The sequence below is a fragment of the Sphingomonas sp. genome (genome assembly GCF_025362505.1).
GTDB lineage: Bacteria > Pseudomonadota > Alphaproteobacteria > Sphingomonadales > Sphingomonadaceae > Sphingomicrobium.
On sequence record NZ_JANYGG010000065.1, the window covers coordinates 44008 to 62691 of the forward strand.

Here is an 18684-nt window from a genome sequence, read left to right on the forward strand (position 1 = left end):
TCAGCGAATCATCGCGATTAATGCAGCCTCGTCCAACCCGGCCGCGCGATAATGGGTACGGAACATGTCGAGCGCGGTGAAGACGTCCTCGAACGCGGCCATCGTGCCCTCGACCGGCTTGTCGAGATAGACCAGCGCGCCGTCGATGATGAACAGGATCAGTGCCGGTTCGGGCGAATCCTCGGTGATCACGAGCGTATGCGCCTCGCCCGCTGGCTCGAAAATAAAGCTGCCCGGCCCGGCAATCCAGTCATGTTCGAGGTAGCGCCAATTGCCCTTGAGCGTGAAGCCGCGGACCGTCCCGGTGTGATAATGAACCCCGAGCTGCGCGCCGGGCAGGCCCTTGAGCAGGACGGTGAACCCGCCCGAGGTGACGTTGAAACAGGCCGGTTGCACCCATACCCCCTCGGCATAGGGCGTCCAGTGTGGGCCATCCCCGAAGTCGAGATTGGCGAGGAAGTGGTCGCGGTTGCGGTCTGCCGGAGCGAGGCCGTCGGTCATGTTGCTGAAGACGGCTGAGGGCATCGGGGGTCTCCATCTGCGAGGACGCCTGTCGCGCAGGCGAGGTCAACCTGCGTTGCCGGGCCTCAATTGTCCACTCGCCGAGGCTAGCGGCCCGCGTCTCGGCCGGTGATTAGCGGACCTGCCGGCGGCGGCGGGAATTCCATCCCGGCAACTGCCGCGCCGGGTGAGCCGCGCGTGACGGCCCCATAAATCGCTCCGCCAACGGGGCTGAAGGTGATTAGCTCGATCAGCAGCAGCGTGCCGATCATCGTCCCGATTCCCCAACGCCATGCGGGATGAACGTGTCCGCTGCGCCGAACATCGGCGACGACGCCGGCCAGAGGGAACAACAGCGACGCGGCGAACGTCACTTCCCACGCGAATGGCGGTAAGAAAGGCATCGGCAACAGCCGCCCGAAACCGGGCCCGAGCAACATCGACATGGCGCAGAAATGCAGCCGGCGATGCCAGTCAGTGCGGCGGCGCATGACGATCGCGGCGCTCGTCAATCCGGCAAAAGCGAAGAGCGAGAGCGGGTCGAATACGAGGAAATGTACTGGACGGAAGAAGAATGGCACCTGGCCGCGGCGGACCATCGCCACGGTCACCCAGCAGCCGAGAACGACCATCGCCACGATCCAGCCGGTCGCGATCCAGCCGAGGCGGCGATGGAGCGCCATCTTGCCGGTCGCGACGAACATGTTCTGAAGGAGGTAGAGCACGACCCAGCCCATGAACACGACCGCGTGGGCATGGACCAGCGGCGGAGAGGCAAAGGTCGAGCGCCCCATCGCCAGATGGGTCGAGAAGCCGGCGAATATGAGCAGCGTCATCGCGATCGCGCCGCGCAGGAAGAACCGCTCGTCGCCGATCGACGATGTGCGCGGATGAATTGTCAGCGTTGCCATTAAAGCCCCCAAGTTTCCGCGAAAGCCGTAGAGGAAATTGCCCGCGCCATCAACGCTCCCGGCCATCCGCTTGATGGGGCAAGGCGGACGACCGGTGAATTATTGCTCGGTCAGATTCGGTTCTCCGGGCCAGCTACACCTTCTTGCTAACCGCCAAGTCGTAGTGTGCCACCGGCTGGCCCGCCTTGGCCGAAAGCCCTGAGGTGTCGCACGCCGCGACCACTGTCATCTCGATCGGCTGCGCCATGCTTGCGCGTGCGCTCAGTTGGCTCTTTGCCTGATAATAATCATACCCCTTTTTCGACAGGAAATGGGCAATGACGGCGGCGTCCGCCGCGCGTTTGACGATGGTAACGGTGCCAACATAGGATTTGGCCGACGCGGTATCGCTCCACGTGGAAAGCGGAACGACGAAGCGAACCGCGGGCGCGTCGGGGCTGCCCGAGACAGCACAGGCGGGACTGGAGGCGCTGCTGGCGCTGCCATCGGGCGAAGCTTTTGCGTCGCACACACTGTCCATCGCGCGCTGGCGTTGCGCACCCGTGCCCTTGGTCTTGATGGCCAATGCCGTGACGGTGGGGACCGCGCCTGCCACGGTCGCAATCGAAAAGTCGAGGCCGTCACCGTCGCTGTCATCGAACGATGCCGCGCCGGTGCCCGCCAAGGCGAAGCCTGTCTTTAGCGGAACGATCGCGCAATCGCTAAGGCCGGTGCGGAAATTGGCGGGCAGCCATGCTTTCTGCTTGATCCCGATCCGTTCGGCCTGCTCCTGCGAAAGCGCGAGCGTTGGCGTCACCAGCAACGCTACCGCGACCGCATGATAAAGTTTTTTCATCTCGCTCTCCCCGACTCGGCGCATCTGTGCGTCCGTCGCGGACACGATAGCATGGATTGAATAACTCGACCGAAAGGGGAGGCTCAGGCCGCCTCCTGGTTCTGTTAGCGGTTGCTAGGAGGCCGCAACGCCGCGCTGGGCGGCTTTGAGCACCAGCACGCACCATTCACCGTCGCCGCGTTCGACCACCTCCATGCCCTGTGCCGCATAAGCTGCAATCACCGCGTTGGCCTGCGTGTCGAGCAGCCCGGCGAGGATCAGCGTTGCTCCGGGCGTCACGCTTGCCGCGAAGGCGGGCGCGAGGTCAATCAGCGGGCCGGCGAGGATGTTGGCGATGAGCAGGTCGAACGGGGCGCGGGCGGTGAGGATTGGGTGGTCCATCCCATTGGCGACGGCGAGGAGCAGCGCGCCGGGACCGTGGCCGATCCTGACCCCGTTGATCGCGGCATTGTCTTGGCTGACGTCGATCGAGATCGGGTCAATGTCGGTGGCGATGGCCTTGGCTTGCGGCCACAGCGCGAGCGCGGCGAAGGCGAGCAGGCCGGTGCCGGTGCCGATATCGGCGATGTTGGCGAAGCTTCTGCTGGCCAAGGTTTCCAAAGCCCTCAGGCACCCCGCAGTAGTGTCATGCTGCCCCGTTCCGAACGCCAGCCCGGCGTCGATCTCGAACGCTGTCGCGCCGTCGGGGACGTCGTCGCGGTGCGTCGGGGTGTGGACGAAGAACCGCCCGGCGCGGATCGGTTCAAGTCCGGCCTGACTGATCGTCACCCAGTCGTCTTCGCCGAGATGGGTCAGCTCGGGCTCGCTACCCGCGGCAAGGCGGCGCAGCAGGATCAGCTCCCGCGTCGTCGGCTGCTCGGTGAAATAGGCGAAGAGCCGCCAGTCGTCGGGCGCGTGCGGATCGGGCTCATCGGCAACGATCACCGGCGGTGAGTCGGAGAAAGGGAACAGTTCCTCGCTCTCGGGCAGCGCCTCGGCCTCGGTGCGCGTGCAGTGCAGCGTAACGCGCCAGCTCAACGGACGAAACTTGCCCCGTTGACGTCGATCACCGCGCCGGTCGAGCTTGCCGGAGCGTCGCTCGCCAGCCAGCGGATGACTTCGGCTATTTCGGCCGGTTCGGCGACACGACCGAGCGGAATGTCGGCAAGGACCTGCTCGCCGCCGCGGCCCGACAGATATTCCTCGGCCATGCCGGTCATGACGAATCCTGGGCACACCGCGAATGCGAGGATACCCTCGCTCGCGTAGCCCCGGGCGATCGACTTGGTCATGCCGACCATGCCGGCCTTCGACGCGGCATAGTGCCAGTGCCTGGGCGAATCGCCGCGATAGGCGGCGCGACTGGCGATGTTGACTATCCGCCCGCCGCTCGCTCCTTCGCGGAAATGGCCGATTGCCAGTCGGCAGAGGTCAGCACTCGCCTGGAGATTGATCCCGAGCGTCCTGCCCCAAGAGGCGTGCCATGTCTCGTCGTCGGCGTCGTCGGATATGTCCTCGAAGATGCCCGCGTTGTTTACCAGTACATCGATCCGCCCGCCGAGTTCGGCCAGCGCCGTCTCCCACAAGCCGCGTGGCGCGGCGGGGTTGGTGAAGTCGGCGGCGACGAGGTCATCGCTGCCCGCGGTCGAATGGCCGACCACGCGGTGCCCCGCGTCGCGAAGGGTGGAGAGAGTGGCGGCGCCGATGCCGCGGCTAGCGCCGGTGAGGAGAATATTCATCTGCCCCGCTTAGCCGCTGGCCGGGCGGGAGAAAAGTCAGGCCGCGAACTTCGCCACGAATTCGCTGGTGGTAGAGCGGAAGTCGGCGATGTCCTCGGCGAAGCGGCCGAAGCCCTGCTCGACTGCGTCGATATCGCGCGCGACATTCTCGGTATCCGAGCGGATCGCCGCGATGGTCGAACTCATCGAGTCGGCGGCGAGCGCGGTCTCGTCGACGGCGGCGGTGATCATCGTCACCGTCTGCGCCTGCAACTCCATCGCCTGGCGGATGCGGTCGGCCGAATGCTGGACCTCGCCCACGGTCGACTGGATCGAGCCATTGGCCTCGACCGTCTGGCGGGTCGCCAGTTGGATCGCGGTGATCTTGGTCGTGATGTCGTCGGTCGCTCGCGCGGTCTGGCTGGCGAGGCTCTTCACTTCCTGCGCGACGACCGCGAACCCGCGGCCCGCGTCGCCGGCGCGCGCAGCCTCGATTGTCGCGTTCAACGCGAGCAGGTTGGTCTGCGCGGCAATGTCGCGAATGAGACCGAGGATCGATTCGATCGCGACGACGTGCCCCGACAGCGCTTCGCTGACCTTGACCGCTTGTTCGGCCTGGCTTCCGGCGCGCGTGGCAACCCCGGCCGCGACTTCGACCTCTGTTCGCGCATCCTCGATCGCGCGGATCAGCCCGGCGGCGGTCTGCGCCGCCTCGCGCATCGCAATGGCTGACTGTTCGGCAGCGGCGGCGACTTCGCTGGTCTTGCCGAGCATGCCGCGAGCGGACGAGCTGGTCTGCGACGCCTGATTGCGGAGCTGGTCGCTTTCGGTGGTGCACCGCTGGACGACGCCGAGCACCTTCTGATTGAATTCGCTCGCCTGGCGCGATTGAAATTCGCCGTGATCTGCGTTCATCCGCGCAAGGCAGTGATGAATGAATACGTCGATCTCGAGCATGTGGACGGCGTTGATGGTCTCCGAGTATCGAATCTGGACTTCGGGCTCTTGAACCGCTGCGCGCATCAACAGGAGCGCTGCGTCGGTCTCGCCGTCGATGCCGGTCATCAGCGTCGACAGGCTGACCCCTGCTGTAATGCCGCGATCGACATATTCTTTGGCCTGTTCAATCCATTCGCCGTGGGCCAGCCGTTGATATTTTTCGCGAATGTAGGGCATGATCCGCTGCGCCAGGGTCTCGACCTGCGCATCGTCGATCGGCTGCTTGACCTCGTCCGATTTACGATACCGCTGCCAGAAACCGCGTGCGATCGCGATCGCACCGCTATCGATCACAGGCCACAATTCGGCCGCACGCTCCGGCAGGTCGTCCGACTGAGCGAACATGCGCAGACCGCGCGCCAGGTCATAAGGCGTCGTTTGGCTCTGGCGATTGGCCGTCATGATTTTCCCTCTGCTTCGCGTCTTGCTCGTTCTTGCTCCGTGAATGGTTAAGGGGCGGTTAGCTCCGGTCGAATCTTGCATACCCCGCTCTCGCTGCCTAAGCGGGCGCGGCATCTTCATTCCGTCTCAGGCAGACCTCCCATGCCCCCATCGGCTTCGCGCAATCCCTCCCGGCCCCTGTCGCCGCATCTCAGCATCTGGCGCTGGGGGCCGCACATGCTGGTCTCGATCCTCCACCGTGTGACCGGCGCGGCGCTGACCATCGCCGGGATGGCGCTGCTTTGCTGGTGGCTGATCGCGATTGCCGCGGGGCCAGAGGCTTATGCGACCTTCTCTGCAGTCGCGACCAGCCCGCTTGGGCTGCTGGTCCTGATCGGGCTTAGCTGGGCCTTCTTCCAGCACAGCTTTTCAGGGCTCCGCCACCTCGTCATGGACATCGGCGCGGGGTTCGAACTCAAGACCAGCAAAAACACGGCAATCGCCACCATCGTCGCATCGCTGATCGCGACCGTGGCGCTGTGGGCCACTCTCCTGGGAGCCAAGTGATGAGCATCGGCGACAGCAGCACGCCCCTCGGCAAGGTCCGCGGATTGGGTGCGGCGCGCTCGGGCGGCGGGCACTGGATGAACGAACAGATTGGCTCGGTCGCGATGGTCCTGCTCTCGGTGTGGCTGCTCGCCTCGCTGCTGTGGCTGCCGAGCCTCGACCTTCGCACGCTCACCGAATGGCTCCGCTCGCCGTTGGGCGCAGTGCCGATGGCGCTATTCGTGATCCTCTCTTTCATCCACGGGCTCGAGGGGCTGAAGGTCGTCGTCGACGATTATGTGCATGACGAAGGCAACCGCGTCGCCTGCAACATCGTACTTCTGTTTGCCGCGGTTGGCGGGGCGTCGTTCGCCTTGTTCGCGCTGGCGAAAATTGCGTTCGGAGCCGATGCATGACTGAAGCTTACAAGATTATCGACCATGTCTACGACGTCGTCGTCGTCGGCGCCGGTGGTGCCGGGCTGCGTGCAACGATGGGCTCGGCCGAGGCCGGGCTTAAGACCGCCTGCATCACGAAGGTCTTCCCGACGCGCAGCCACACCGTCGCGGCGCAGGGCGGGATCGCCGCCAGCCTCGGCAACATGGGGCCCGACCACTGGACTTGGCACATGTATGACACGGTCAAGGGCAGCGACTGGCTCGGCGACCAGGACGCGATCGAATATTTGTGCCGCGAGGCGCCCGCCGCGGTTTACGAGCTTGAGCATGCCGGCCTGCCATTCAGCCGCACTGACGAGGGCAAGATCTACCAGCGCGCGTTCGGCGGTATGACCCAGAACATGGGCGAGGGCCCAGCCGCGCAGCGCACCTGCGCCGCCGCCGACCGCACTGGCCACGCCATGCTCCACACGCTCTACCAGCAGAGCCTGAAGTACGACGCGGACTTCTTCATCGAATATTTTGCGCTCGACCTGATCATGGAGGACGGCGTGTGCCGCGGCCTGATCGCGATGTGCCTCGACGACGGGTCGATCCACCGGTTCCGGTCGCAGTCAGTGGTGCTCGCCACCGGTGGTTACGGCCGCTGCTATTTCTCGGCGACCTCCGCGCACACCTGCACCGGTGACGGCAATGCGATGGTGCTACGCGCCGGCCTGCCGCTGCAGGACATGGAGTTTGTCCAGTTCCACCCGACCGGCATCTATGGCGCGGGTGTGCTGATAACCGAAGGCGCGCGCGGAGAGGGGGGCTACCTCACCAACTCCGAGGGCGAGCGGTTCATGGAGCGCTATGCACCGTCGGCGAAGGACCTTGCCAGCCGCGACGTCGTGTCACGCTCGATGGCGATGGAAATCCGCGAAGGGCGTGGCGTCGGCGAGCATAAGGATCATATCTTCCTCCACCTCGACCATATCGATCCCAAGATCCTCGCCGAGCGGCTTCCGGGCATCTCGGAAACGGCGAAGATCTTCGCCGGTGTCGACCTGACCCGCCAGCCGATCCCGGTCACCCCGACGGTCCATTACAACATGGGCGGCATCCCGACGAACTTCCACGGCGAGGTTGTAACGCTCAAGGACGGCGAGCCCGACAGCGTCGTTCCTGGGCTGTTCGCGGTCGGCGAAGCGGCATGCGTCTCGGTCCACGGCGCCAACCGTCTCGGCTCGAACAGCCTCATCGACCTCGTCGTTTTCGGCCGCGCCGCCGGGCACCGCCTCGCCGAGGTGATCAAGCCGCAGGCCGCGCAGAAACTGCTCGCCAAGGACAGTGCCGACCTCGCGCTCGCCCGGCTCGACAAGTTCCGCCACGCCCACGGCGAGACCAAGACCGCCGCGATCCGCAGCGAGATGCAGCGCACGATGCAGGCCGACTGCGCCGTGTTCCGCACCGAAAAGACGCTCGATGAAGGCGTGGCCAAGATCGACGCGGTCTACCGGCGGATGCAGGACGTGCAGGTCAGCGACCGCAGCCTGATCTGGAACAGCGACCTCATCGAAACGCTCGAACTCGACAATATGTTGAGCCAATCGGTCGTCACGATGCACTGCGCCGCCAACCGCAAGGAAAGCCGCGGCGCACACATGCACGAGGACTTCGCCCAGCGCGACGACGCCAATTGGATGAAGCACACCATCGCCTGGTTCGACGGCTGGGGCGGCGAGGGGGGATCGGTCAAGATCGATTACCGCCCGGTCCACGAATACACGCTGACCGACGAGGTTGAGTATATCAAGCCCAAGGCGCGGGTGTACTGAACGCCAAATCGCACCAACGAAAACTGGCCCGCCCGGCATCGCCGCGGCGGGCTTTTTCGTAGTTGCGAATCGGATCGATTTGACGGCGGACCGCGCTTTGACTACGACGAATTGTGCATCAGGAGCGATGAACCGATGAACGAGCCCACCCCGAGCCGCAAGTTCCTCCGTGCCCTGCTGGTTGGTTTCCTCCTCGCCATCCCGATCTTCTCGGTCTGGCTGCTCGTCTATGACCGCCAGTCGCAATCGGCCCAGGCGCGTACGTCGATCGCGGCGGGGTGGGGCGGGGCGCAGGTCATCGCCGGGCCCGAGCTGTCGATCCCGTTCAAGCAAACGGTCAACACCTCCGAACAGGTTAACGGGCAAGCCGTCACCCGCACCGCGACGATCGACCGCCGTCTCGTTCTTGCTCCGAGCGGGATCGATGCCGCGTCGACGCTGCTTCCCGAACGCCGCTCGCGCTCGATCTACGATGTAGTCATCTATCGCGCGGTGACCAGCGGACGCGCACTGTTCGAGCTGCCCACCGACCTCACCTCGCTCGGCGTCCAGTCCGGCAGCCTCCAACTTGCGCGCGCCGAGCTTCGCTTCGGCATTTCAGACGCGCGCGGCCTCTCGGCAAATCCGCAGATCAGGGTAGGCGGCCAGCTCCTCCCGCTCGGCCCTGGCGGCGGCACCAGCCTTATCCCGTCGGGATTCTACGCGCCGATCGACCTCACCAAGACCAGCTCGGCGAAGCTCGCCGTCGACTTTCGCTTTTCCCTTCGCGGCAACGGCTCGATCGCGCTCGCGCCGCGCGCCGGTGACACCGCGTGGCGGGTGACATCGCCGTGGACCAACCCCAGCTTCGGCGGCGGCTTCCTCCCCGAATCGCGCAGGCTCGACGAGACCGGGTTCGACGCCGGCTACCGCATCGGCAATCTCGCGCTCGGCCGCCCCTTGCTGTTCGTCGAGGGCACCGAGCAAGAAGGCCCCGGCAAGATTGCCCCGGGCGCCGACCCGAGCCAGGACGCGCAGCTCGCCTCGATCCAGTTGGTCGAACCGGTCGACCTCTACTCGCAGGTCAACCGCGCGACCAAATACGGCTTCCTGTTCGTCGGCTTCACCTTCCTTGCCTATTTGCTGTTCGACATCATCGGCGGGGTGCGCGTTGCGACGATCGAGTATCTGCTCGCCGGTGCCGGACTCGTCCTATTCTTCGTCCTGCTGCTCGCCTTCGCCGAGGTTATCGGCTTTTCGCCCGCCTACCTTCTGGCCGCGGCGGCGATCACCGGGCTCAATACCGCTTACTCAGCGGCGGTGCTCAAGAGCTGGCGCCGCGCGGCGGTAATCGGCGCGATCCTCGCCGCGCTCTACGCGGTGCTTTACGTGCTGCTCAGCCTCGAGGCCTATTCGTTGCTGATCGGCTCGATCCTCCTCTTCGCGGCGCTGGCGGGGACGATGTACGTCACCCGGCGGCTCGACTGGGCCGGATCGCAACAGGCCAATTCGCAAGAGGGTGGCGCCGACCGAGAGGCCTAGCTAAGCCGCTCTCCTGATGACCAGCACCACACCCCCCAGGCGGGTCTTTCCCGCCGCTAAGGTCGACGCGCAGGCGGCGAAGCACGTACCCTCGTCGCCGCAGACCGAAAGCGCGGCCTACAAGCTCGCCTTTCAGGACACCGACTTCCTGCTGCGCGAAGACCTCCGCCCGGTCCGGTTCCAGCTCGAGCTGCTCAAGCCCGAACTCCTGCTCGACGAAGCAAAGATCGCCTCGACCTTCGTCTTCTATGGTTCCGCCCGCGTGCCCGAGCCGTCGAAAGCGGACGAGCTGGTCGCCGCGGCACGCAGCGACCGTGAGCGGAAAATTGCCGAGCGGCTCAAGGCCAAGTCTCACTATTACGACATCGCCCGCGGGCTGGCGCGGCTGGTCAGCGATTATCCGCTCGGCGACGATGGCCAGCGCCACTTTGTCGTTTGTTCGGGCGGCGGGCCGTCGTTCATGGAAGCCGCCAATCGCGGCGCCCAGGACATGGGCAAGGATTCGATCGGGCTCAACATCGTCCTGCCGCACGAGCAATTGCCCAACCCGCACGTCACCCCCGACCTGAGTTTCCAGTTCCACTATTTCGCGCTGCGCAAGATGCACTTCCTGCTGCGCGCGCGCGCGGTGGCGGTGTTCCCCGGCGGGTTCGGGACGTTCGACGAGATGTTCGAGCTGCTGACCCTGATCCAGACCGGCAAGATGCGGCCGATGCCGATCCTGCTGTTCGGGCGCGAATTCTGGACGAAGGTCGTCAACTTCGAGGCGCTGGCCGACGAAGGCGTGATCTCGCACCACGACCTCGACCTCATCACCTGGTGCGAAACCGCCGAGCAAGCCTGGGCCGCAGTCCAGGCGCATTACGCGGAAGGCCGGCACGAGCGGGCCTGACGCCCGCTCGACGAGCTTATTTGGTCGCGACGCCCTTCGGGCCGGTCAGCTTGGCCGCGCCTTCGCCACCGACATTTTTCGGGCCGCCAGTCACCGCCTGCTGCTCGGTGAGCACGGCGGTGTTCGGCGCCTTCTGCGCGTCTGCGCTGATATTCTCGGCGGCAGCCTTGGCACCATCCGCCGATGCGCCCGCTGCGGGAGCAGCTACTTCCTTTGGCGCGGCGGGGAGCGGCTTGGGCGCATCGTTCTTGGTGTTCAGGAAAGCGATGACGTTGGCGCGGTCCTGCGGATCGCTCAACCCGGCGAAGGTCATCTTCGTGCCCGGCGCGAAGGCTTTCGGGCTGTGCAGCCATGCTCCAAGCTGGGTCCAGTCCCAATTGCCGCCCTTGCCCGACAGCGCCTCGGAGAAGGCATAGCCTCCGGCGCCCTTGCCGATCGGTTCGCCGAGCACGCCCCACAGGTTCGGACCAAGCGCATTCGCCCCGCCCTTGTCGGCGTTGTGGCAGGCAGCGCACTTCTTGAATACGTCGGCGCCCTTGGCCGCGTCGGCGCTGGCGAGGTAAAATTCGATCGGCTTCTCGGCGGCCACCGCGGCGCCAGCGCCTTCCTCGACCACGCCGGCGATTGGATAGCCCATCTTCTCGGGCCGCTCCTGATTGAAGACCTCGCCGGTGACGATCGAGCCGCCGAGCGCGACGATGCCGGCGAACAGGACCCAGCCGGCGATGGTGTTGTTGCGGTCTTGCATGGAAACCCCGTGGAGCGTTAGCGCGAATGATCTTGAGGCCCGCCCTTAAAGGGCAGGTCGGTAATCATCAAGCGGCCAGCCAATCCTCTAGTAGCGTGCGGGCGATCGCGAAGCGCGGTGGCGCCACGAACGGCGCGCTTGGCGCGCCGGCCATCGCCGCTTCGACGTCAGCGCGCGTGAACCAGCGCGCATCGTCGAGTTCGGTCGTGTCGATCACCAACCGTTCATCGAGCGCCCGCGCCTTGCACCCGATCATCAAGCTCGACGGGAATGGCCATGGCTGGCTGGCGACATAGCGCACCTCGGCGACCCTGATCCCGGCCTCTTCGTGAAGCTCGCGCGCCACCGCCGCCTCGATCGTCTCGCCTGCCTCGACGAACCCGGCCAGCGCCGAATAGTGACCCGGCGGAAACCGCGGCTGGCGGCCGAGCAGCAGCCGCCCGTCATGCTCGGCGAGCATGATCACGACCGGGTCGACGCGCGGGAAATGCTCGGCCGCGCAAGAGCCGCAGCGCCGCGACCAGCCACCGCGAACTGGCTCGGTTACTTGGCCGCAGACCGAGCAGAACGGGTGGCGGCGGTGCCAGTTGCCCAAGCTCAGCGCGGCGGCGAACAGCGGTGCGTCGCGATCCCCCAGCAGGCCGAGCAAGCTGAAATGCACGCGCGTGTTGACCGCTTCGGCGCCGTCCGGAAACGCGGAGAAGCGTGGCAAGCCATTGTCGAGGCCGAGAAACAGTGGCGCCTCGTCGGCCCGGCACAACCCCCATTCGAGGCAACCCAGCTCGTCGACCGCCGGCGCGCCGTTGCGCCAGACGAGGGCGCGGGCGGCCGGGTCATGGGCGAGCGCGGCGATGCGCTCGGGCTGGGCGCGCAGCGCATCGGCGCGGTCGAGCCCGGCGCCGGAAAAAAACGGGTTAGGCAGCAAACAACATTCTCCGCTGGGCGAGCACCGCCTCGACCGCGCGGCGGAAGAGGGTCGGCAGGCCGGCCTCGCTAATCGTATCAAGTGGTTGCCACCAGCCCTCTCCGACCGGCTCGCCGCGCGCGACGATCGCGAGATCGAGCGTGAAATGGGTGAAGCCATGCGCGACCGTGGCCAGCACCGGCTCCATCGGCGCAGCGTCGCCCCACTCCCCACCAGGGAGCGCCGCCATCCCGCCGAGCAACCCCTTGTCCGGCCGCCGCACCAACCACAGCGCGCCGTCGCGCTCGATCCACCATGCGGTGCCGAATCGGTGCGGCCGATCGCGCTTCGCCTTGGGTACCGGATACGCCTCTGGCGTCCCGCTAGCGAACGCTGTGCAGTCAGGGCGCAGTGGACACTCCCCGCAGCGCGGCGCCTTCGACCGGCAGATCGTCGCGCCCAAATCCATCATCGCCTGCGCAAAGTCGCCCGCTCGCTCCTTAGGCGTAATCCGTTCCACCAGGGCGCGAATCTCCGCCTTGGCCTCCGCCACGGGCCGCGCGATGCTAAACAGCCGCGCCACGACTCGCGCGACATTGGTGTCGACCACCACCGCCCGCCGGCCGAACGCAATCGCCGCGATCGCCGCCGCGGTGTAGGCGCCGAGTCCTGGCAATTCGCGCAACTCGGCCTCATCCTCGGGAAACCCGCCCCGCGCCGCGACCTCACGCGCACAGGCGATGAGGTTGCGCGCGCGGGCATAATAGCCAAGCCCCGCCCACTCCGCCAAAATCTCCGCGTCCGCCGCTCCGGCCAGCGCCTCAACTGTCGGCCACCGCTCGACGAACCGCGCGAATCGCGGAGTCACCGTCGCGACCGTCGTCTGCTGCAGCATCACTTCGCTCAGCCACACTCGATACGGGTCGGGCGCAGCCTCCCGCCACGGCAGGCGCCGGGCGTGGAGCCGATAATGTTCAAGCAGGCGAGATACGATATTGGCGCTCACCGATTTGCTATGGCATGGACAAACGCGATGTCGAAGATGCCAACCCCGCCCGAGCCCCAGCGCCGCGGCTATGCCCGCGCCGCCGGCGACATCGCCGGCGATATCAGCGGCATGGCGTTCAAGCGGTTCGGCTTCGTCCAGGGTGCGGTCGTCAGCCGCTGGAAGGAGATCGTCGGCGAACGCTATGCCCGCGTCTCGGTCCCCGAATCGATCCGGTTCACCGCCGGCAAGAAGTCAGGCGGGACGCTCAGCTTGCTCGTCGAAGGCGCCCACGCCCCGCTGATGCAGCACCTCGCGCCGATGATCGTCGAGAAGGTCAATCGCTTCTTCGGCTATGAGGCGGTCGCCCGCATCGCTTTCCGCCAGGGCCGTGTCGCCGACGCGACCATCCGTCCCCAGCGCCAGTCCCCCGCGCCGGTCCCGGCCGAACTTGGCGACGGCCTTCGCGCGATCGCCGACGACGAGCTGCGCGCCTGTCTCACCAGCCTCGCCGGCCAGATCGCCGCAACCACAGGCCCGCCGCTGGTCGAACGGCCAAGCCCGATTCCATCCTTGCTTAACCTTCCGAAAGTTTCGTGATGATCCGTGCGTCGTTGCTGCTCGCTGCCCTGGCGCTCGCGACCCCCGCTATCGCCCACGCCAAGCCGCGTCTTGCGCACCCGGCGCAATCCGCGCATCCGGCGAAACCGAACGACTGGACCCGCGTGGCCGGCGCCACTGCTGCCGGTGGCTTCGTCATGGGCAACCCCGCGGCGCGGGTAAAGCTGGTCGAATATGGCTCGCTGACTTGCCCGCACTGCCGCCATTTCGACGAGGTCGCCGCCGCGCCGCTCTCTGCCTATGTCCGCACTGGCCGCGTCAGCTGGGAGTTTCGTTCCTTCCTCCTCAGCGGTTTTGACATCCCCGCGACGCTTACCGCCGGCTGCAACGGCGCCGCGACCTTTTTCCCGCTGCTCCATGCGCTCTACGCCGCCCAGCCCGACTGGGTCGCGAAAATGCAGGCGATCCCCACCGACCGTCTCGAGCAGATCCGCAAGCTGCCGCTCCCCGAGCAATTCGCCGCGATCGGCGACGCCGCCGGTTTCCCGGCGTTCGCAGCGGCCCGCGGTATCCCGGCCCCGAAACTCGTCGCCTGCCTGCGCAACCAAGCTGCTGCCGACCGCGCCGTGCTCACCACCGCCGATGGTCAGAACAAATACAAGGTTCGCGGCACCCCGACCTTCATGATCAACGGCGTCACCGTCGACTACAGCGCCGGCCCATCACCGTGGGCGGTCGTCGACACGGCCCTCAAATCCTCCCTTGCGAAAGTATATCGATGAAGACTTTTCCCATCCTGATCGCCGCAACCGCGCTTGTCGCCGCTGGCGGATGCACCAAGAAAGCCGGCGATGCCGGCGCTGCAAGCGGCAACGTCTCCTCCGCGCCGACCGTCGCCGTCGCGGCCCCCGCCAGCGGCGACTGGTCCGAGGCTGTCGCTCCGACCGCTGCGGGCGGCTTCGTCATGGGCAACCCGAACGCCAAGGTGAAGCTGGTCGAATATGGCTCGATGACCTGCCCGCACTGCGGCGAATTCGAAAAGACCGGCGCCAAGCCGCTGATCGACAATTATGTTCGCACCGGCAAGGTCAGCTGGGAATTCCGCAACTTCGTCCGCGATCCGTATGACCTCGCCGCCAGCCTCGTCGCCCGCTGCAATGGCGCGAAGAGCTTCTTCGGCCTGACCCGCGCGCTCTATTCTTCGCAAGGTGACTGGGTTGCCAAGCTCCAGACCGTTCCGCCGAAGGAAACCGAAGCGCTGCAGGCGCTGCCCCCGGCGAAGCAGTTCACCGCGATCGGCAAGATGGCCGGCTTCCCGCAATTCGCGGCGCTGCGCGGTGTGCCTGCTGCGAAGGCCGAGACTTGCCTCGCCGACACCAAGGAAGTCGACCGGCTCGTCCAGATGAACAGCGATGCGGTGTCGCAATACAACATCCCGGGCACACCGAGTTTTCTCGTCAACGGCACGCTGCTCGCTGAGACCGCGACGTGGGAGACGCTCGAGCCCAAGCTCAAGACTGCGCTGGCGGGCTGAGGCTCAGCGTCGGGGGGCGCGCAATTGCGGATCAGGCGACTTAAACTCAGCGGCTTCAAAAGCTTCGTCGAACCGGCCGAACTGCGCATCGAGCCGGGGCTGACCGGGGTCGTCGGCCCCAACGGTTGCGGCAAGTCGAACCTGCTCGAGGCGATCCGCTGGGTAATGGGCGAGGGCAGCGCCAAATCGCTGCGCGGCGGCGCGATGGAAGACGTCATCTTCGCCGGCACCGCCACCCGTCCGGCGCGCGATTTCGCCGAAGTCTCGCTGCTCGTCGATACGGTCGACGGCGACAGCGAAGTCACCCGCCGGATCGAGCGTGGCGCCGGTTCGGCCTACCGCCTCGACGGCCGCGATGTGCGCGCCAAGGACGTCGCCTTGCTGTTCGCCGACGCCGCCACCGGGGCCCATTCCCCCGCGCTGGTCAGCCAGGGCCGGATCGGCTCGGTGATCGCCGCCAAGCCGGTCGAGCGCCGTCTCATGCTAGAGGAGGCGGCGGGCATTTCCGGTCTCCACGTTCGCCGCAAGGACGCCGAGCAGAAATTGCGCGCGACCGAGGCCAACCTCGCTCGTCTCGACGAGCTGCTCGCCGTCCAGGAAGTGCGCATCGGCCAGCTTCGCCGCCAGGCCCGGGCCGCCGAACGTTATCGCGCCATGACCGATCGCATTCGCCTCGCCGAAGGGAGGCTGGTCTACGCCCGCTGGGCCGAGGCCGACCGCGCCGCCGCCGCCGCCGATGCCGAGGCCAAAGCGGCGGCGGGCGAGGTCGCCGCGCTCCACGACGCTATGACCCGAGCCCAAGTCGCGCAGGAGCATGGCGCGGCCGAAGTCGCGCTCCGCCGCGCCGCCACGCAGGAGGCGCGCGACGACGGCCGGAACCTCGCCCACGACCTCGCCACCGCCCGCGCGCGATGCGACACCGTGGTGCGGCGGCTGGCGGAGCTCGATCGCCTCGCCGCTTCGCTCGCCGCCGAGACTGCACGCGAGCAAGCACTGCGCGAAGATGCCGCGCGCGCCGCTGCCGCGCTGGAGGCAGAGACCGCCACGATCGAGGAACGGCTGGCCGACGGGGAGGCGGGCGCCGCGCGGATCGCCGCCGAGCTGACTGCAGCCGAAACCGCGTCACGCGGCGTCGAAGCGACCCTCGCCGGCCTGCTCGCCAGGGACGCCGCGATGCGCGCCGAGCTCCGCGTCGCCGAAGCCGCGCTCGACGCCGCGAATGCGCAGGCTGCCCGCGCCGAGGCCGAGGCCGCGCGTCTATCCGTCCAACTCGCCGCGCTTGGCGACGGCTCCGAGCATCGCGATGCCGCCATCGTCGCCGAAGCGCGCTTCGCCAATTCGGCGACCGCCTTCGCCACCGCCGAAACCGCGCTCATTCAAGCTGAATCCGGTCGCGCCCGCGCGGTCGAGCAGCGCGACATGGGTGAAACCGTAGTCGCCACCGCCCGCGCCGCGCTTGCCGCCGCCGATGCCGAGCGATCCGCGCTGGTCCGCGCGCTCGACCATGGCCGCAGCGGCTCGGCACTGGCCGGGATCGCCGCCGAGCCGGGCTACGAACGCGCCCTCGCGGCGGCGCTCGGGGACGACCTCGAGGCCGACATCGGCGGCACCGGCGCGCGTCGCTGGGACGGCAGCGAACCCCAAGTCGCCGACCCCGTGCTCGCACCCGGCCTCGCTCCCCTCAGTACCCAAGTCCGCGCCCCGTCCGAGCTCCACCGCCGCCTCGCCCAGATCGGAGTCGCCGAGCGCGACGACGGACAGCCATTGCTACCTGGCCAGCGCCTCGTTACCCGCGACGGTGTCGTCCGCCGCTGGGACGGTTTCGTCGCGATCGGCGGCGGTGCGGCGGCGGCCGAGCGACTTGTCTGCGCCAACCGCCTCGCCGCGATCGACGCCGATCTTCCTGGCTTCACCAGCGCCGTGACCCATGCCACCTCGGCCCGCGACCAAGCCGCCGCCGCCATCGAAGCCCACCGCCACGCCGCCGAACAGGCGCGCGCCGCCGCTGCCGTCGCCGAGCACGACGGCCGCGAGGCCGCCCGCGCCGAAGATGCCGCCGTCGCCGCGCTCGACCGCCTCGACGCCAACCGCGCAGCACTCGAGGACCGCCGCGCCGATCTCGCCCCGTTGCTTGCCGCCTCGTTCGATGCCGTCGCGGCCGCCGACCATAACCTCGCCGCGCTGCCCAATGCCGCCGGCCTTGGCGCCGAGATCGACGGCGCGCGGACAGCCGCGACCGCCACCGGCAAGGCGGTCGCGGACAAGCGCGCCGAGGCCGCCACCCGCGCCCGCGAAGCCGCCTCGGCCCGCGAACGACTGGCCACCGCCGCGCGCGAGGCGGGCGAGTGGCGGCGGCGCGGGTCGGTCGCCGACGCCCGCCTCACGGAGACTGCCGAGCGAAGCCACGCGTTGGCCGGGGAACAAGCCGACCTCGCGTCGCAGCCGGCAACGCTCGCCGCCGAGGTCGCCGCGCTCGAAACCCGGTCGGCCACATCCGAAGCATCGAGCGCCACCGCCGCCGCCGCCGAGCGCGAGGCCGAAGACGCGCTCGCTGCTATCGCCAAGGCGCTCGCCGACGCCGGCGAATCCTTTGCTGCCGCGCGTGAACGCCGCGCCGGGGCGGTCGCCCGCGCCGAGAACCAGGAACTGCGCCGCCGAGAATATGCCGGCATCTGCGGTGAAAAGTTCGAATGTCCGCCACCGCTCCTGCCCGAAAAGCTCGGCTTCGAGGTCGTCAGCCTTGCCGCGCCCGACGAGGAATCCGCTGCCCTTGGCCGCCTCATCACCGAGCGCGAGCGTCTCGGCCCGGTCAACCTCGTCGCCGAAACCGAGCTTGCCGAACTCGAGGAATCGCGCACCACTGGCGCCGCTGAGCGCGACGATTTGCAGGAGGCGATCCACCGCCTGCGCGGCTCGATCGGCAGCCTCAACCGCGAAGGCCGCGCGCGCCTGCTCGATGCTTTCGCCAAGGTGGACACCCATTTCCGAAGCCTGTTCACGACCTTGTTCGACGGCGGCCAGGCGCATCTCGAACTGGTCGAAAGCGACGACCCCCTCGAAGCCGGGCTCGAGATCATGGCCCAACCTCCCGGCAAGCGCCTCACCGCGCTAACCCTCCTCTCGGGCGGCGAGCAGGCGCTGACCGCGGTCGCGCTGATCTTTGCATTGTTCCTCACCAACCCCGCGCCGATTTGCGTCCTCGACGAAGTCGACGCTCCGCTCGACGACGCCAATGTCGAGCGTTTCTGCGACCTGCTCGACCGAATGACCGGCGAAACCGACACCCGCTACCTAATCGTCACGCATAACGCTGTGACGATGAGCCGCATGCACCGCCTCTACGGGGTGACGATGATCGAGCGCGGGGTCAGCCGCCTCGTCTCGGTCGACCTTCAATCGGCGGAAACATTGCTCGCCGCTGAATAATGCTATTGCGAGTGATTATCATAAGCAC

18 protein-coding genes are annotated in these 18684 nt (G+C 67.3%); 9 read left to right on the forward strand and 9 right to left on the reverse strand.

Going from position 1 to position 18684, the window contains the following annotated elements; all coding sequences use genetic code 11:
- From Q0R27_RS06000 to Q0R27_RS06025, 6 genes are all read right to left on the reverse strand, one after another.
- A complete protein-coding gene (locus Q0R27_RS06000; protein ID WP_293942240.1) occupies window positions 1-525 on the reverse strand; it encodes a 2,4'-dihydroxyacetophenone dioxygenase family protein in 525 nt (174 codons plus the stop codon).
- A gap of 83 nt (window positions 526-608) precedes the next feature.
- Complete coding sequence (locus tag Q0R27_RS06005; protein ID WP_293942242.1) at window positions 609-1412, reverse strand: hypothetical protein; 804 nt, start codon at window positions 1410-1412, stop codon at window positions 609-611.
- Window positions 1413-1545: 133 nt separating this feature from the next.
- On the reverse strand, window positions 1546-2247 hold the full coding sequence (locus tag Q0R27_RS06010) for a hypothetical protein (RefSeq protein ID WP_293942245.1): 702 nt from the start codon (window positions 2245-2247) through the stop codon (window positions 1546-1548).
- Window positions 2248-2361: 114 nt separating this feature from the next.
- Window positions 2362-3264 carry a 50S ribosomal protein L11 methyltransferase gene (locus Q0R27_RS06015; protein ID WP_293942248.1) on the reverse strand — a complete coding sequence of 301 codons (903 nt, stop codon included), beginning with the start codon at window positions 3262-3264 and terminating at the stop codon, window positions 2362-2364.
- Window positions 3261-3965 carry an SDR family oxidoreductase gene (locus Q0R27_RS06020; protein WP_293942252.1) on the reverse strand — a complete coding sequence of 235 codons (705 nt, stop codon included), beginning with the start codon at window positions 3963-3965 and terminating at the stop codon, window positions 3261-3263. Before Q0R27_RS06020 ends, Q0R27_RS06015 begins: the two co-directional genes overlap by 4 nt.
- A gap of 36 nt (window positions 3966-4001) precedes the next feature.
- A complete protein-coding gene (locus Q0R27_RS06025; protein ID WP_293942255.1) occupies window positions 4002-5345 on the reverse strand; it encodes a methyl-accepting chemotaxis protein in 1344 nt (447 codons plus the stop codon).
- Between the two features lie 141 nt (window positions 5346-5486).
- On the opposite strand from Q0R27_RS06025, the gene sdhC reads away from it, so the two are divergent.
- The 5 genes from sdhC to Q0R27_RS06050 all read left to right on the forward strand — a co-directional run bounded on the left by sdhC (window position 5487) and on the right by Q0R27_RS06050 (window position 10498).
- Window positions 5487-5891 (forward strand): succinate dehydrogenase, cytochrome b556 subunit, encoded by a 405-nt coding sequence (sdhC, locus tag Q0R27_RS06030; RefSeq protein ID WP_293942258.1) that lies wholly within the window; start codon window positions 5487-5489, stop codon window positions 5889-5891.
- Window positions 5891-6286: a succinate dehydrogenase, hydrophobic membrane anchor protein gene (gene sdhD, locus Q0R27_RS06035; RefSeq protein ID WP_293942261.1), complete on the forward strand. Its 396-nt coding sequence runs from the start codon at window positions 5891-5893 to the stop codon at window positions 6284-6286. The genes sdhC and sdhD overlap by 1 nt, the downstream gene beginning before the upstream one ends.
- Window positions 6283-8085 carry a succinate dehydrogenase flavoprotein subunit gene (sdhA, locus tag Q0R27_RS06040; protein WP_293942264.1) on the forward strand — a complete coding sequence of 601 codons (1803 nt, stop codon included), beginning with the start codon at window positions 6283-6285 and terminating at the stop codon, window positions 8083-8085. The genes sdhD and sdhA overlap by 4 nt, the downstream gene beginning before the upstream one ends.
- Window positions 8086-8220: 135 nt before the next feature.
- A complete protein-coding gene (gene creD / locus Q0R27_RS06045; RefSeq protein WP_293942267.1) occupies window positions 8221-9606 on the forward strand; it encodes a cell envelope integrity protein CreD in 1386 nt (461 codons plus the stop codon).
- 16 nt (window positions 9607-9622) lie between these two features.
- Window positions 9623-10498: an LOG family protein gene (locus tag Q0R27_RS06050; RefSeq protein ID WP_293942270.1), complete on the forward strand. Its 876-nt coding sequence runs from the start codon at window positions 9623-9625 to the stop codon at window positions 10496-10498.
- Between the two features lie 16 nt (window positions 10499-10514).
- On the opposite strand, the gene Q0R27_RS06055 is transcribed toward Q0R27_RS06050, so the two are convergent.
- The 3 genes from Q0R27_RS06055 to Q0R27_RS06065 form a co-directional block, all read right to left on the reverse strand.
- Entirely contained in the window at window positions 10515-11246 is a 732-nt protein-coding gene (locus tag Q0R27_RS06055; RefSeq protein WP_293942273.1) for a cytochrome c family protein, read from the reverse strand.
- A 67-nt stretch (window positions 11247-11313) separates the two neighbouring features.
- Window positions 11314-12171 (reverse strand): NAD(+) diphosphatase, encoded by an 858-nt coding sequence (gene nudC, locus Q0R27_RS06060; RefSeq protein ID WP_366079945.1) that lies wholly within the window; start codon window positions 12169-12171, stop codon window positions 11314-11316.
- On the reverse strand, window positions 12161-13156 hold the full coding sequence (locus Q0R27_RS06065; protein ID WP_293942274.1) for an A/G-specific adenine glycosylase: 996 nt from the start codon (window positions 13154-13156) through the stop codon (window positions 12161-12163). Before Q0R27_RS06065 ends, nudC begins: the two co-directional genes overlap by 11 nt.
- A gap of 27 nt (window positions 13157-13183) precedes the next feature.
- Between Q0R27_RS06065 and Q0R27_RS06070 the strand changes: the two genes are divergently transcribed.
- From Q0R27_RS06070 to Q0R27_RS06085, 4 genes are read left to right on the forward strand one after another with little or no spacing between them, the layout of a single operon-like run.
- Window positions 13184-13735 carry a DciA family protein gene (locus Q0R27_RS06070; protein ID WP_293942275.1) on the forward strand — a complete coding sequence of 184 codons (552 nt, stop codon included), beginning with the start codon at window positions 13184-13186 and terminating at the stop codon, window positions 13733-13735.
- Window positions 13735-14478 (forward strand): thioredoxin domain-containing protein, encoded by a 744-nt coding sequence (locus Q0R27_RS06075; protein WP_293942277.1) that lies wholly within the window; start codon window positions 13735-13737, stop codon window positions 14476-14478. Before Q0R27_RS06070 ends, Q0R27_RS06075 begins: the two co-directional genes overlap by 1 nt.
- A complete protein-coding gene (locus tag Q0R27_RS06080) occupies window positions 14475-15230 on the forward strand; it encodes a thioredoxin domain-containing protein (protein WP_293942279.1) in 756 nt (251 codons plus the stop codon). Before Q0R27_RS06075 ends, Q0R27_RS06080 begins: the two co-directional genes overlap by 4 nt.
- Window positions 15231-15254: 24 nt before the next feature.
- On the forward strand, window positions 15255-18656 hold the full coding sequence (locus tag Q0R27_RS06085; RefSeq protein ID WP_293942282.1) for an AAA family ATPase: 3402 nt from the start codon (window positions 15255-15257) through the stop codon (window positions 18654-18656).
- Window positions 18657-18684 lie beyond the last annotated feature (28 nt).

Coding starts and splice junctions, on each gene's coding strand:
- Q0R27_RS06070 (WP_293942275.1), top strand. CDS start 13,184: ATGTCGAAGATGCCAACCCCGCCCGAGCCCCAGCGCCGCGGCTATGCC.
- sdhA (WP_293942264.1), top strand. CDS start 6,283: ATGACTGAAGCTTACAAGATTATCGACCATGTCTACGACGTCGTCGTC.
- Q0R27_RS06020 (WP_293942252.1), bottom strand. CDS start 3,965: ATGAATATTCTCCTCACCGGCGCTAGCCGCGGCATCGGCGCCGCCACT.
- Q0R27_RS06075 (WP_293942277.1), top strand. CDS start 13,735: ATGATCCGTGCGTCGTTGCTGCTCGCTGCCCTGGCGCTCGCGACCCCC.
- Q0R27_RS06005 (WP_293942242.1), bottom strand. CDS start 1,412: ATGGCAACGCTGACAATTCATCCGCGCACATCGTCGATCGGCGACGAG.
- sdhD (WP_293942261.1), top strand. CDS start 5,891: ATGAGCATCGGCGACAGCAGCACGCCCCTCGGCAAGGTCCGCGGATTG.
- Q0R27_RS06010 (WP_293942245.1), bottom strand. CDS start 2,247: ATGAAAAAACTTTATCATGCGGTCGCGGTAGCGTTGCTGGTGACGCCA.
- Q0R27_RS06080 (WP_293942279.1), top strand. CDS start 14,475: ATGAAGACTTTTCCCATCCTGATCGCCGCAACCGCGCTTGTCGCCGCT.
- Q0R27_RS06050 (WP_293942270.1), top strand. CDS start 9,623: ATGACCAGCACCACACCCCCCAGGCGGGTCTTTCCCGCCGCTAAGGTC.
- sdhC (WP_293942258.1), top strand. CDS start 5,487: ATGCCCCCATCGGCTTCGCGCAATCCCTCCCGGCCCCTGTCGCCGCAT.
- Q0R27_RS06000 (WP_293942240.1), bottom strand. CDS start 525: ATGCCCTCAGCCGTCTTCAGCAACATGACCGACGGCCTCGCTCCGGCA.
- Q0R27_RS06055 (WP_293942273.1), bottom strand. CDS start 11,246: ATGCAAGACCGCAACAACACCATCGCCGGCTGGGTCCTGTTCGCCGGC.
- creD (WP_293942267.1), top strand. CDS start 8,221: ATGAACGAGCCCACCCCGAGCCGCAAGTTCCTCCGTGCCCTGCTGGTT.
- Q0R27_RS06025 (WP_293942255.1), bottom strand. CDS start 5,345: ATGACGGCCAATCGCCAGAGCCAAACGACGCCTTATGACCTGGCGCGC.